Source organism: Lysinibacillus halotolerans, assembly GCF_003711845.1.
Taxonomy (GTDB): domain Bacteria; phylum Bacillota; class Bacilli; order Bacillales_A; family Planococcaceae; genus Ureibacillus; species Ureibacillus halotolerans.
On record NZ_RHLQ01000014.1, the window covers coordinates 12,686 to 26,556 of the forward strand.

General features: G+C 31.9%; 13 protein-coding genes. 12 read left to right on the plus strand and 1 reads right to left on the minus strand.

The genetic code is table 11. The features are described from left to right. Positions 1-21: 21 nt before the first annotated feature. Together EC501_RS07255 and EC501_RS18625 are read left to right on the plus strand one after the other, a co-directional pair. Positions 22-432 carry an Lrp/AsnC family transcriptional regulator gene (locus EC501_RS07255; protein ID WP_122971636.1) on the plus strand — a complete coding sequence of 137 codons (411 nt, stop codon included), beginning with the start codon at positions 22-24 and terminating at the stop codon, positions 430-432. 305 nt (positions 433-737) lie between these two features. After that, positions 738-1,022: a DinB family protein gene (locus tag EC501_RS18625; RefSeq protein ID WP_241559295.1), complete on the plus strand. Its 285-nt coding sequence runs from the start codon at positions 738-740 to the stop codon at positions 1,020-1,022. Between the two features lie 196 nt (positions 1,023-1,218). On the opposite strand, the gene EC501_RS07270 is transcribed toward EC501_RS18625, so the two are convergent. Then, positions 1,219-2,271: an alkene reductase gene (locus EC501_RS07270; RefSeq protein WP_122971638.1), complete on the minus strand. Its 1,053-nt coding sequence runs from the start codon at positions 2,269-2,271 to the stop codon at positions 1,219-1,221. Between the two features lie 157 nt (positions 2,272-2,428). Between EC501_RS07270 and EC501_RS07275 the strand changes: the two genes are divergently transcribed. From EC501_RS07275 to EC501_RS07320, 10 genes are all read left to right on the plus strand, one after another. Next, on the plus strand, positions 2,429-2,866 hold the full coding sequence (locus tag EC501_RS07275; protein ID WP_122971639.1) for an Lrp/AsnC family transcriptional regulator: 438 nt from the start codon (positions 2,429-2,431) through the stop codon (positions 2,864-2,866). 1,463 nt (positions 2,867-4,329) lie between these two features. Next, positions 4,330-4,605 carry a hypothetical protein gene (locus tag EC501_RS07280; protein WP_122971640.1) on the plus strand — a complete coding sequence of 92 codons (276 nt, stop codon included), beginning with the start codon at positions 4,330-4,332 and terminating at the stop codon, positions 4,603-4,605. A 513-nt stretch (positions 4,606-5,118) separates the two neighbouring features. Further along, a complete protein-coding gene (locus EC501_RS07285) occupies positions 5,119-5,640 on the plus strand; it encodes a GNAT family N-acetyltransferase (protein ID WP_122971641.1) in 522 nt (173 codons plus the stop codon). Positions 5,641-5,845: 205 nt separating this feature from the next. Next, the gene (locus tag EC501_RS07290) at positions 5,846-6,220 is read left to right on the plus strand and encodes an ORF6N domain-containing protein (RefSeq protein ID WP_122971642.1); all 375 of its coding nucleotides are present in this window, start codon (positions 5,846-5,848) and stop codon (positions 6,218-6,220) included. Positions 6,221-6,345: 125 nt separating this feature from the next. Next, positions 6,346-6,768, plus strand: coding sequence for an ORF6N domain-containing protein (locus EC501_RS07295; RefSeq protein WP_122971643.1), 423 nt, complete (start codon positions 6,346-6,348; stop codon positions 6,766-6,768). Next, positions 6,765-7,544, plus strand: coding sequence for a conserved phage C-terminal domain-containing protein (locus EC501_RS07300; protein WP_122971644.1), 780 nt, complete (start codon positions 6,765-6,767; stop codon positions 7,542-7,544). The genes EC501_RS07295 and EC501_RS07300 overlap by 4 nt, the downstream gene beginning before the upstream one ends. Positions 7,545-7,588: 44 nt before the next feature. Beyond that, the gene (locus EC501_RS07305) at positions 7,589-8,890 is read left to right on the plus strand and encodes a replicative DNA helicase (RefSeq protein WP_122971645.1); all 1,302 of its coding nucleotides are present in this window, start codon (positions 7,589-7,591) and stop codon (positions 8,888-8,890) included. 6 nt (positions 8,891-8,896) lie between these two features. After that, positions 8,897-9,379, plus strand: a complete 483-nt coding sequence (locus EC501_RS07310) for a hypothetical protein (RefSeq protein ID WP_122971646.1) — start codon at positions 8,897-8,899, stop codon at positions 9,377-9,379. A 184-nt stretch (positions 9,380-9,563) separates the two neighbouring features. Then, positions 9,564-10,481 carry a DNA adenine methylase gene (locus EC501_RS07315; RefSeq protein WP_122971647.1) on the plus strand — a complete coding sequence of 306 codons (918 nt, stop codon included), beginning with the start codon at positions 9,564-9,566 and terminating at the stop codon, positions 10,479-10,481. 150 nt (positions 10,482-10,631) lie between these two features. Then, positions 10,632-13,868 (plus strand): sigma factor-like helix-turn-helix DNA-binding protein, encoded by a 3,237-nt coding sequence (locus tag EC501_RS07320; RefSeq protein WP_158599678.1) that lies wholly within the window; start codon positions 10,632-10,634, stop codon positions 13,866-13,868. The last annotated feature ends 3 nt before the right edge of the window (positions 13,869-13,871 follow it).

Below are 13,871 nucleotides of genomic sequence, written 5' to 3' on the forward strand. Positions count from 1 at the left end.
TTAATGAAAGGAGTTTGTGACATGTTAGATCGCACGGACAGGCTGATTTTAGAGGAACTATCTAAAAACAGTCGGCTCACTATGAAACAATTAGGGGAAAAAGTTCATTTAACAGGGCCGGCGGTTTCGGCAAGGGTGGTAAAGTTAGAAGATAGTGGCGTTATCGAAGGGTATACGGTTAAAGTGAACCAAGCGAAATTAGGCTGTCCAATCCATACTTTTATAACAATCATTACGCAAAATACGTATCATCAGCCTTACTTATCATTTATAAAAACGCAAGAACAATACATCTTGAATAACTATAAAATTAGTGGAGACGGTTGCTACCTTCTCGAATGTCGCTTCCCTTCAAACGAAGAATTGAATCAATTTTTGACCGCTTTAAATGAACATGCGAACTATAAATTATCCATTGTGATTGATAAATAACGAAAAGGGTGCATTTATAATAATGCACTCTTTTACTGTTGTTAGGGGAAGGAGAGTTGGTTGAGAGTCGAGAACTAGTATAGGGAAAGGGGGATGTGACGTTGGGACGTTATATCAGTATGTTTTTTCTAACGGTATTTACAGGGATACTACTTATGTTTTTAATTTTGTTGGTATTAGGTGATTTAGTTGGCGAAGTTGATATAGCTCTATGTATTCTATTCATTATTTTTGGTTCTTTTATCATCACCCAACTTTTTTACATAATCGAATTAATGAAGAAGGGCAGGAAATGAGGACTCATAATGAGGGAAGTACAATTATTTGAACAAATGAAATTGTGGCGTAAATGGACTCGGATAATACCTGAAGAGATTGCGGACCAAATTCCAGATGGTCATCATAACAATATCCGCTGGAATGTTGGTCATATTTTAGTAGGTTGGGATAATACAATGTTTCCTGCAGTTCACCTGGAAAGACAAATGCCTCTATCTTATCATTTGATGTTTCTGAGCGGGAGTAAACCAAATAATTGGACGGAGCAACCTCCTTCAATGGATGTGCTAATTAAACAGTTGGAACAATAAGTACATGCGATTGAACAAGCTTGTAAAGGACACCTGGACGAACCACTAAAAGAATTCTTTTTAGGTATGAAAACATTAGGGGACATAGTCGTTTTTCATATGAACCATGAAAGTTTGCACATGGGTTCGTTAAAAGTATGAAGCAAATGCTAATAAGCGTTGAACAAATGTAGTCCAACGCTCGGTTATAATCTTTTTAATTCAAGTATTTTAAATCAATTGCTGCTTCATAGGGTTTTAGAGGACGTTCTTCTTTTATTTTTTGAACGAAATCCGGATTTGCAAGTAGAGGACGTCCAAAGGCAGCGAGGTCAATAGTACCTTCCGCAATCGCTTTAGAAGCAGTCTGTGGATTTAAATTACCGACCCCAATGATTATGCCATCCCAATATTTTCTCACCAGTTGATGAAAGGTCATATCATCCGCCATTTTTTCGGTAAAATCATTTGTGGAAGGGTGTATAATTTGGAGTCCTACTTCGTGAAACACCTGAATAAAAGCCTTTATAGTCTCTTCAGGATTAGCCCATCTATAACCTGGAATATCATCTTTTATTTCGGAAAATCGTATAATGGTTTTATCTTTACCAACTTCATTGATAACCGCCATTAATAATTCTTTCATAAAAGATAAGCGATTTTGTAAATTGCCTCCGTACTCATCCGTTCGCTTATTCGTCATTTCACAATTAAATTGATCAATTAAGTAACCATGAGCCCCGTGGATTTCAACTCCATCAAAACCGGCCTTGATGGCGTTTCGAGCAGCTAATGCATATTCTTGAATAACTTCCTTGATATCCATTAAAGTCATTTCTTCTGGAGTATCATATGGTTTTCGCAATCGATGGACAAGTCCATCCGCCTTTATAGGAGAGGGTGCTTGTGGTGGCAATCCTCCAGTCAGTTCTCGATGTGTCAATCTTCCTACGTGCCAAAGTTGGGCAACAATCGTCCCACCTTCTTCATGAACAGCCTCCGTTACTTTCCGCCATGAATCCACTTGGCTGTTCGTATATAGCCCAGGTACACCAAAAGTTCCTTTTCCTCTAGGAGAAGGATTAATACCTTCTGTAATAATTAGCCCAATACCGTCTTTCGCTCTTTTCCGGTAGTAGTGGACAATATCTTCACCAACAGTACCTGTTTCATTATTAGCAAAGCTCCGTGTCATTGGTGCCATTACAATTTTTGTTTTCAAGTGCCAGTTACCAATCTGAGTTGAATTTAATAATTCATTGATCCCCATGTTGTTCTTACCCCTTTATAAAAGTATTAACTTCTTGGTTAATTTTATATAATTTAAAAAAGGAGTTATATAGAAAAATCCAGTTTATAAAGTGTTATTAGTTTGAAATTTATTTTATTTTGAGCATTTTACTTTGAATATAAAGGTGGTAAAGATAATGGATGAATTGGATAAAGAAATTCTTTTGATTTTACAGGAGAAAGGTCGAATTTCCATGACGGAACTTGGAAAAGAAGTAGCCCTCTCTCAGCCAGCGGTTACAGAGCGAGTGCGCAGAATGGAGGAAAAGGGAATTATTGATCATTATCGGGCGATTGTAAGAGCAGAAAAAATCAACAAACCGATATCAGCCTTTCTGTTATTCCATACGAAAAGCTGTGAAAACTTTGTAGAATTCTGCAATCAATCAAAGGATGTAGTGGAATTACATAGAATTAGTGGCCAATATAACTTTTTAGTAAAAGTAGTGACGGAAACCCTTCAATCCCTTGAAGTTGCCATAAACGAAATGGGGATATACGGAGATTCAACAACATTAATCGTACTATCTTCACCAATCGAAAATGATAAATTGATTCCAATAATAAAGAACTGAATAATGAACTGATTTTGTACTCACTGTTTATGCTAAGTGGTAAAATTTAGTTAACGTAGTTGCTTCTGTTTTACCTTTTGGATATTAAGAATAGTTGGTTTTATCTACTAAATCAAATACAGGTCCGATGTCTCTTTAACTCAAAACTGCTTATAGCATTATAGGTTTATCTTTCGAAATAGGGGGGATCTATTGAAAATTATTAAAATAATCTTGTTTATATCAGTTATAGCGATTTCATTATACGGTTTAACTACAGACGACTTTTCATATAGTCCTTTATCGGCAAGATGAAATAAGTCATATAAATCTTCTTCATCTTCTGTTGGTTTTGTGATAGGTTCAAATCTCTTTTCAAAAAATAGAGATCCTAGCAATTTATATTTTTGCTAGGATCTTTTTTTGCTTAAAAAATATAAAAGATTTTATGCAATATACCCCTGGTAATGGATCAATTAACATGCCCTGCTCACTGCAAAGGATAAACTCTCAAGCGAGAGTATTCGTATTTGTTAATCAATTGCCACTTGCTGCAACACGTGTTTAACACACTTCTGTGCTTTTAAGTGTTTATTGTACAACCCAAGTTTTAGTAGTTAAAGAACCTGATGAAAGTACAAATCTAACTCTATGGTTCCATGCAGATGCTCCACTTCTTTTAACATAAACTATTAATTCTTTTGTACCTGCTGTTGGTACAGGACTATATGTTATTTTATTAGAGATGGGCGTAGAAAAAGTTATCATCGCTGTAGCACCAGGAACATAGCTAGTATATGTTTTTATTGTATTTCCATATCTATTATATATTTTTTTAAATATGGTAACTTACCGGAATATTGATATGTCCCCTTTGTAAAATATCCAGAGGTAACTAGTGATGCAACGTAGCCTGTAACCATATTAAACCAACCTTGAGTCCAACCTTGAGTATAATATTCCCATCCTTCGTTCTCAAATAAGATAATTTTACCATCTTTGATTGTATATTCTACAGAATAAGGTGTAGCATAACCACTGCTATTTCTTATCCATAAACGATCCGTATCTATTCGAGCCGGGCTAGATATCGTACCACCACCAGTGTGTTGATATGCAGGTAACGAATAAGTTGAGAAGCCACCAGAATTTGTCGGGTCTGTTGATTGTAAATCTTCATTTTCATGTTTAAATGAATTAATATCTGTAGTAATTTCTTCTCCTGTTTCTACCCAGTTTGCTTCTGTGTTTGGTTCAACGTTTGTTTGTTCTTCAGCACTTGTTTGATGAGCAAATGCTAATAAAAAAATCTAAAAATTGAGATTTTAAAAAAATTATTCATATAAAATTACCCCTCTCTTTTTATTTAGTATATATTTAGTAAAATAGTAGGTAAACAATAAAATAGTTATATATTTCCATAAAATTAAATTATTGTAAAGATAGTGGAGTATAGAGATAGAGTGTTAGAAAGGAGAAAACTTATGAAAATTATTTTATTTGTAATTATTTTAGTGATTATATTAAATAAAGCACATGGCTTTATTTATATTAAAGGGCTTAAAAATAATTGGATAAAATACCTTTTATTTAGTTTTATAGCTAGTGTTATTTTAACGGGCTTACAATTTTATGTATTTGATCATTGGGGAAATATTAAGGAAAATATGGTAAGCGCTTTGATTATGAGTATTTGTCATTTTGCAATTTTTATTTTGTATCCAATTGTGAGAGATAAAGTGAATGCTTTGAGCGAATAATTTTTAAGACACCATAGAATAAAAAAAGCAACCAAATGGCTTACTATTTTTTTATCAAAATATGCAATTTTAATACAAATAGGAAGCTGGATAAAGGGTAACTTCCTCTATTAAAGAAGCCTTTACCGATTTTTCTTCTGTCATTTTTAAATTCATTGAAATATTATATAAGTTGGATTTTTCCATTCGAACCTCTTCTTTGTAAAGCTAATAAATAGTTAAATATTCTTTAGTATCTATTTTATTAGGAATTTCTATAGATATTAAATCTGCTATTTTTTAACCCCGTTCTTATTTGGAACGGGGTTATGCTCGAGTTTTAAAAATAAATTTCTTTATATATTTAGGCTTGTACTGTTACATTTTCAACAATATAACTTTTTTTGTAGAGACGTTGAATAGATTGATTAATATTGTTTTCTCATTTTCAATCACTTTGGTAGTATTCTTTAAAGGTTATTTCTCCCTTTATATCGAAACAAGTATTATCGGAAATTAATTTGGGGGATTGAAATGTACATAACAACAGAGAGACTAATTATACGTAATTTTGAAATCGAGGATTGGCAAGATGTCTACGAATATATTTCGGATCACAATGTGATGAAATATATTCCTGAAGGTGTCTTTACGGGAGAAGAGACGAAAGAATTTATCAATCAAAACATGGGGGATACAGCTGAGAAATTTGCGGTTGTATTAAGAGATGAGAAAGTGGTCATTGGGCACATCGCATTTTTTAAATATTTTGGGGAGCATACATATGAAATTGGGTGGGTGTTTAATCCGAAGTATTACAATAAAGGGTATGCCTCAGAAGCAGCCCAAGCCGTTTTAAAATTTGGTTTTGAAGAAATGAAGTTACATAGAATAATTGCAACATGCCAACCAGAAAATATCCCTTCCTACCGAGTAATGGAGAAGATTGGCATGCGAAGGGAAGGCTATTTTAAAAAATGCATTCCATCGGGAAATGAATGGTGGGACGAATATTATTACGCGATGCTAGATGAAGAATGGGAAAGGAATAAGTGAACTAACAAGAGTTGACGATCATAAATTGAGCGTTAGCTTTTTTATTGCGTTTATCTTACCTAACACAAGATGCCAAAAGCACTTGTCGTTAGGTTTTTTTATTCGCTTAAAAAATTTTTTTAGACAACTTGTCTCCTTTTATGGTTGATAACGGTATTTATATAAGTGAAGACAATTTTACCTCAAGCCAAAGGAGAGATGAAAAATGACATTGAATCTGGAATATCACAAAGAACCCGTTTTTTTAACAAAAGAAGTGGCCGAGATGTACAAAACCACTCCAAGGCATATTGAGAATAACTTCTTGCAACATGAAGGGCGATTTGAAGAGGGAGAGCATTACTATTTAATTGAAAATGAAGAATTCAACATTTTTAAAACGGTGTATCCAAAAGCCGTAAACGAATGGGAAAATCACGTTTATTTATGGACGGAGGAGGGATTGTTTAAACATGCCCAATTAATGAAAGGTATTCAAGCATGGGAAGTGTTTAACTATTATATATCCTATTATTTTAAAGATTCAAAGGAAGTAAAAGATGCCCTCAGCACTATTCAAAAAGCAGCTGATCAAATATAAAAAGAACGCTTCCTTTATTGTTTAGCAAAGGAATTGTATAGCTATGATGTTCCATTTGAGTAAATCGAGATTCATATAAATTAAATAAAATCATTTCACTCAAAAACTAAAGGAGAGAGGAAATCATGATGATGAATATTCGATATAACGAACAACCCGTCTTACTAACAAAAGAAGTAGCAAAATTATATAGCGTTCAACAAAAGGAAATCGGGAAAAATTTTTTGGAACACATTGAGCGATTTGAGGAAGGGGAACATTTCTATTTATTAGAAGATGAGGAATTGGAGATGTTTATAAAAGAATATCCAAAAGCGGTGAGTCAACAAGAGGATTATGTGTTTTTATGGACGGATAAAGGACTCTATGAACATGCACGATTATTAAATGGAAAAAATGTATGGAGAGCTTATTGTGAATATATTTATCACAATTTTGAATATTGGGAGAAAGTACAACGGTTTATTCGTATTGTTCAAAACGCAGCCAGTTTTATAGAAACCCATCCATATAGCAATGAATTAATGAGGGGGTGTAATAGGAAGTGAAGCTACTTTTAAATGAGTCACCACTTCTCGTATTACCGACTCTCGCAGTTAAACTTGGCCTGAATGAAGCAATTGTATTGCAACAACTGCACTTTCGGTTGTTGCAATCCCCTTTAAAATATGACGGATTTACTTGGTACCATCATACGTATACGAAATGGCGGGAGCAGTTTCCTTTTTGGTCCGAAAAGACGATTAGTAGAGCATTTTTAAGTCTTGAAAGAAAGCGGATAATCGTTTCATCTCAAGCTTACAATGCCATGAAAGTAAATAAAACAAAATGGTATCGCATTGACTATGACGTCCTTTCCCATATTTTAGAAAGGCAAATTGACCTTCCCACTGAGACAGTCTGTGAGGAACAAAAGGAACAATTTGGGTGTAACGAAGAAACCAAAATGGCTGATTCAGTTAAAAAAGAAAGAAATAAGGAGAAACAACAAAAGACTAATCTCGAAATCATCACCGGGATTATTCATTATTTAAATGCCAAAGCCCATAAGGAATTTCGTGTAAATAATCAAGCAACGAAAAGATTAATTAATGCTAGATTACAAGAAGGTTATACCGTTGAAGACTTTAAAAAAGTGATCGATGTGAAGGTGAGTCAATGGTTAAACAATAAAGAAATGAGGTCTTATTTGAGGCCAAGCACATTGTTTAGTCCTACAAACTTTGAAAATTACTTAAATGAAGCAAGGGATATACCTAGTCCAGTTAAGAGAACAATTCAACCGATAGTACTAGATTATAATGCCGGTGAAGAAGACGAATAGGACAAGCTAAAGTCGGCTTGTCCTATTAAGAAAGGGGGATTCCAATGGCATCGGAAATAAGTACAGAGCTTATGGAAAAAAGTTTACTTGGTACGATGCTAAAGGAAAATTACTTAATAATAGATGGCGATATACAACCAGAACTATTTCAATCCCAAATCCATCGTTCCATTTATATGTCTATGCAGCAATTAGCCAGAAAGCATCAACCTGTTGACTATATTACATTATTAACAACGGTTAATCCGGAAGAAGTAGGGGGAGCTAACTTCTTAGCTAGTTTACAAACCTATGCCGATTTAGAGAAGTTCGATGTTTATTTAGATTTATTAAAAGAAGAGTGGAGGGAAAAGGAAAAACACAATCTTTTACTGCAAGCATCGATTCACAATTGGTCAGTAGAAGAAATTCAAAAGTCCTTTGATAATCTTCAAATGGAGACAGTGACAGTCGACACAGATATAAACAATGTAATCGCTAAAATGGCAGAACGACCATACATACCAATGAAAGAATCCCGTGTAGTTCCTACAAATTTAAAGGAATTAGAAAAGTTAATTGTAGGCTTTAGACAAGGAGAACTAACGATTATTGCTGGCAGACCTTCTATGGGAAAAACAGATGTCATGAATTATTTTGCTTTAACTGCAGGTTTCGCCGGTTTTCTACCTATTATTTTCTCCCTAGAAATGAGTAAAGGGATGTTGATTGACCGGCTTATCGCGGCTTGTGGAAAAATCAGTCGATTGAAAATGAGAGACCCCTATCAATATTTTTCTGAAAAACAGCGGGAACGATGGATTTCGATTTTAACGGATTTAAGTCAAACGAATATTCAAATCGATGATCGGGCGGGCCTAACCGTAAACCAAATGCGGGCACAAGTAAGAAGACTCATTCATACCTACCCAGAAAGAAAGCCGATCATTTTTATCGATTACTTACAAATCATTCATTCAAGTAATCCAAATGGAAACCCTACAACGATTATTGGACAAATTAGTTGGGAACTTAAGCAAATGGCAAAAGAATTTGATTGTCCGGTTGTTTGTTTAGCCCAGTTGAACCGAAGTGTTGAGTCCCGCCAAAATAAACGCCCCTTTATGAGCGATTTGCGAGATTCGGGAAATATTGAACAGGATGCGGATGTGGTGATCTTGTTATATCGGGATTCCTATTATGAGCAAATGACGGAAATGTTAGGGACAGAAACAAGGGGTGAAGGGGCAGAGGCATTTAATAGTGGAAACGAAAAATTGGAACTCATTGTCGCGAAAAATCGAAATGGCCCGACAGGAACGGTTTTTGTCAATTACAACAAAATGACAGGTCAAATGAAGGAGTAATGCAAGTTGTTGGAGAAGGAGAGAACGATTCAAACGTTATTTGATGAAGCCATTCAATTCGATGAACCATACACAGCCCATTACATTTATTTTGCAGTGTTGAAAGGCAAGGTGACGATGCAAGACAAAGCAGAAAAACTATTTAACCTTTCTTTCACTAAATCAGAAATGGAAGATTTCAGGTTACTAAGAGATTCCGACACCCTTAACATGCGTCCCATCAAAATATTTGCAATTCAACGTTCTGCCAATACGTATGCATTCTACTTTGCCAAATGCTTAGGGGACGCGCGGAAACTCCATCACCAACTGTACGGTGTATGGGAGAATAAAATAACCATCGCCTATAACCAAATGATCGACAAATCCATTTACTTTCCCTATTCAAACGAAACAAAAACTTTTCGACAGTTGTTGAAGGAGACTGTGGTGTTTCCTAGGTGGGTGTGTGAGATGGAGGGGAGGGGAAAATGCAATATTTGTAATTAAATATTTGTTATCGTTTTTTACTATATTTCTTCATGATAATAACTTAAAATAAGTAATATGCTAGCTTAGATATCTCGTAATATACTCTTTCGCTATTTATGATAAATATTTGATATTTATAATATTAAGCTTTTGAATTATAGAATTAGCATTAAATTAACGTACTGCAATTGAGGAGAAAAAAATGAATAACCCATACGAAGCAGGGCCATTTGTAAAATGGGCAGGCGGAAAATCAAGACTTATAGATAGTATTTTACATAAAATTTCCAATCATATTAATCTAGATGAAATGGAGCATTATATTGAACCATTCGTTGGTGGAGGGGCAATGTTCTTTTATTTGGCATATCACTATAACTTTACAAAGATGACGATTATTGATATTAATTTAGAATTAATTAATTCGTATCGTTCAATAAAAGAAGATCCAATTCATTTGATTCGACATTTGGATATATTACAAGATAAATATAATTCTTTACATACATTAGAGGAAAAAGAACTATTATACTATAATATTAGACAAGTATATAACAATTACCAGGATAAAAATGAACTAAAGGAAAAGGTTGATTTTGAAAGAGCAGCTCAATTCATCTTTTTAAATAAATCATGTTTTAATGGGCTATATCGTGTAAATCGTAAAGGAGAGTATAATGTACCTTTTGGAAAGAAAGAAAGAATTAATATCTACAATCAAAGAAATATTCTAAATGTTAATGAAGTGCTTAAAAGAACAACGATTATTCATGGAGATTATACTCAAACCTTTGACCATATCCAAGAACAAGAAAATACATTTGTGTATTTTGATCCACCTTATAGACCAATTACAAGTTCATCTGCTTTTACAGCTTATGCTGAAAGTGGTTTTAATGATGATGATCAGTCAAATCTAGCTAATCTATGTAAGGAATTACATCTACGAGATGTCCATTTTGCAGTAAGTAATTCAGATCCACATAACTCAGATCCAACAGATATGTTTTTTGATAATTTATATGAGGAATTTAATATCTACCGTATTAGAGCTAATAGACAGATTGCAGCAGATTCAAGGAGTAGAAGTGCTATATCTGAAATATTAGTGGTAAAATAATGTAGACGTCCCTTATTAATTAAGGGACGTTATTTGTTATATAAAAAGAAAGATATATAATAAAAAATTCACCTTGATCTAGTACAATAATATCCCCTATTATTGGGATAGAAGTAATAGTTAAATAAAAAACGCAAGGGAATGAGCAATTTGATAAATCAGATAACGGATTTTTTACTTATTCCTTCATATTATAAAAAAGCAAAAAAACAATTTGATTTTGAGAGTTGGGCATTAAAGGATTTTTTTGCTGAAGAGGATTCTCTTGAATTCTTACGTTTTTTGTATAGGGAGGATACACAAAAGTTTTATATTACTAGGGATGAATTATTAATGAGGGGGATATCTTTTAGAGAAGAATATCAAAATAATTTTTTTCCTAAATTAATGTATCAAATACAGAATGTAATTTTTATAGAAGAAAATCAAGAGTTATTTAAAAAAATAAATTTTAAATCTATTGGTTTGGGTAATTTTATTGAACAATATCATGTTTCTTCAGATTTATTCTTCCATTTGATGCCTTTTGAGGGCATATGTAATTTTGCAAAGGATTTTTCACCAACCATAATTAAAACTTTATTTGTGGATGCTGGTTTTAATATCCTATCATTAGAAGAATTGGACAATGTAATGAAAGATAAATCTTTTCTTAATAGAAATGAGAAACATCAATTAGATTTTGATTATTCAATAGAAAATACATTCTCTGAGGAAAAATTCACATATTTTAGAAATTACTGTAATCAAATGAATGTTGTGCTATTTTCTGAACTAACTCTTGACTTTATAACCGAATTTGCAAATAAAGATAATATAAGAAACGATATTGTAAGAGAACTAATAAAAAAATACGAATATAAAAAATTAGAACTTGCAAAAAGTAATATAGAGATAGTGAATGGAAATAATGTAAAAGAAGATAAACAACAGCTAGAAATTACCATGTTAAAAGAGATTGAAGATAATATTTCAACTTTTCAAAAAAATGAATTTAGAAATTTTTTAGAAAGAAATGGATGTTCATATTTTGAATTAATAAATAGTATTTATGAGGATGAAACTTTTGATTACTCTGACAACCAGTTGCCCCTATATAAAATAAAATTTTTAAACAATTCTATAATAAAGAATATAAAAGCTAAGTATGAAGAAAAACTAGAGTTGGAATTTGAAAATATAAGAACGGCTTTGGTTAATAATGAAAAATTTAAGTATATTGCTGAATCAAAAATTAAAGATGTTCAAGATATCTTTAATTTAAAAGTAGAAGATACAATTGAAACAAATTTACGGATAATTGATACATTCAATGATAAAAAGCATTGTAATATTTTGAAAAATATAAATAATGTCCTAAAATCATTCAGAATGCCCAAAGAACATATTGAGGAACTTGTTTCACAATTAAAGCCTAATAGAATACCCATTATAAAAGGTAGACAATTAGGTCTTACATTAGAACAAATTGGGGAACAGTATGAAATTACACGTGAACGAGTAAGACAAATTATTAAAAAAGTTAATTTAAAGTTAAGTGCAAAAAATTCAATCATTAAAATTTCAGTATTCTTCCAATATTATACACAACATTGTATAACTATTACTGCGGAAGAATTTGCTAAGCATTTAGATATTGAAGCAAACAGTAGTAATTATGTTATATTGAAAGAATTACTTTCAATAGATGAGAAAATTTTTTATATTGAAAAATTAGATCTCTATATATTAAGAGAGCAATTTGACTATTATATTGAAAGATTAAATTCTTTAAATTTAAATAGAGCTATTATACCTTTTAATGAAATAAAAGTCATATTCGAGGAAAACATTCAGTTAAAAATCATAAGTAATCTTATAGAAAAATTAATGAGTATTCATGGTTATATTAAAGGAAAGGAAGCCTATATACGGCAATCTCTATCATTAACTTCCAGAATTAATTATTTATTTAGAAATGTCATTAAAGAACCTTTAGTTATGAATGATGAAGGCTACTCATATTTTAATAGTCTTATGAATGAATACTTCCCTCAAGAATTTACTAGTAGTAAAAGGGCTATTACTGCAAGAATTAGTGATGCTGAAGATACTATTTTAGTAGATAACAATACTTATTATTATCATGATGGGTCATTAATTGATAATAAATTTGTTGAAACAATTAAAAATATTCTTAATAGACATTTAGAAAAAATGAATTTTGTAGACCCTCGGATGATTTATCAAGAAAATTTACCATTAATGGAAGAGTATAAAATTTTCAGTCATGTACATTTATACAGTATTATAAATTTATATTTAGATGAATACTTTGATCACAGTCATGGTAATTCACTTTACATATATAAGAAAAATGAAAAAGTACTTGATGCTGAAAGTATTTTAATTGAATATTTGAATGCAAATAGTGGTGAGGCAATCCGTGAGAGTGTATTAGAAGATCTAAAATGGAAAAATTTTAAATTAGATCAACTATTAGAGCGTATTGATTCAATTATACAAGTAGAAGATCGGAAATTATGTTTAATAAGCAAATTTGAATTTACTGATGAAGAAATTCAAAAGTTAAAAGAATATGTTGATATACAATTTCAAAACGGCTATGCGTTTGCATTTGACCTTCGTTTTAATATGAAAAATGAAATTATAAATATATTAAATTCTAGAAATTTATTAGCTGATGAATATTCTTTTATGTCAATTTTAAAATGGTTAAATCCAAATTTAAGAGGTTACCCAAAGTTATTGTATCTAAAAGATAGCCCTATACAAACTATTGAGCAGATCATAAGTATTAATTTTCCAGATACCATAACTAGAAAACAAATTCAGGATTTTATTATAAGTTATGGATATTCAGAACAAACGGTATATAAAGTTATGTTTGAATTAATAGATAAGAACTATTTTTATCAGTACACTGGATTAGAATTTATTAATGCAAATCAATTGAACTTTACAGATAGCATTATCCTCAGCCTGAAAACATACCTAGATGAGCAATTCAGAAACAAAGTATATTTATCAGCTTTAGATTTAGTAGGTATAAATAGCATAGCCCCTATTTATCACCAAGGTTGGTCTTATCACTTGATTTATGAATTAGCTCCAAAAGTAGGATATCGTCAAATTCCTACAAATAGTGATTATAGATATAACAAATTAGCTTTAGTAAAAGAGTCTTCCAATATATCTAATTTTGAAGAATTAGTATATTACATAGTGAAAAATGAATATACTGGACGAAATCATGAAGAGGATTTTGCTGAATTTTTGATGAGGAAAAATTTAATAAATAATCCTAAGAGACTACCAAGCGAGATTTATGAGAGTGCATTGTTTATGTTTGATAGATTTGGTTTCTTTAATTTAAAGGAGAAATAACAA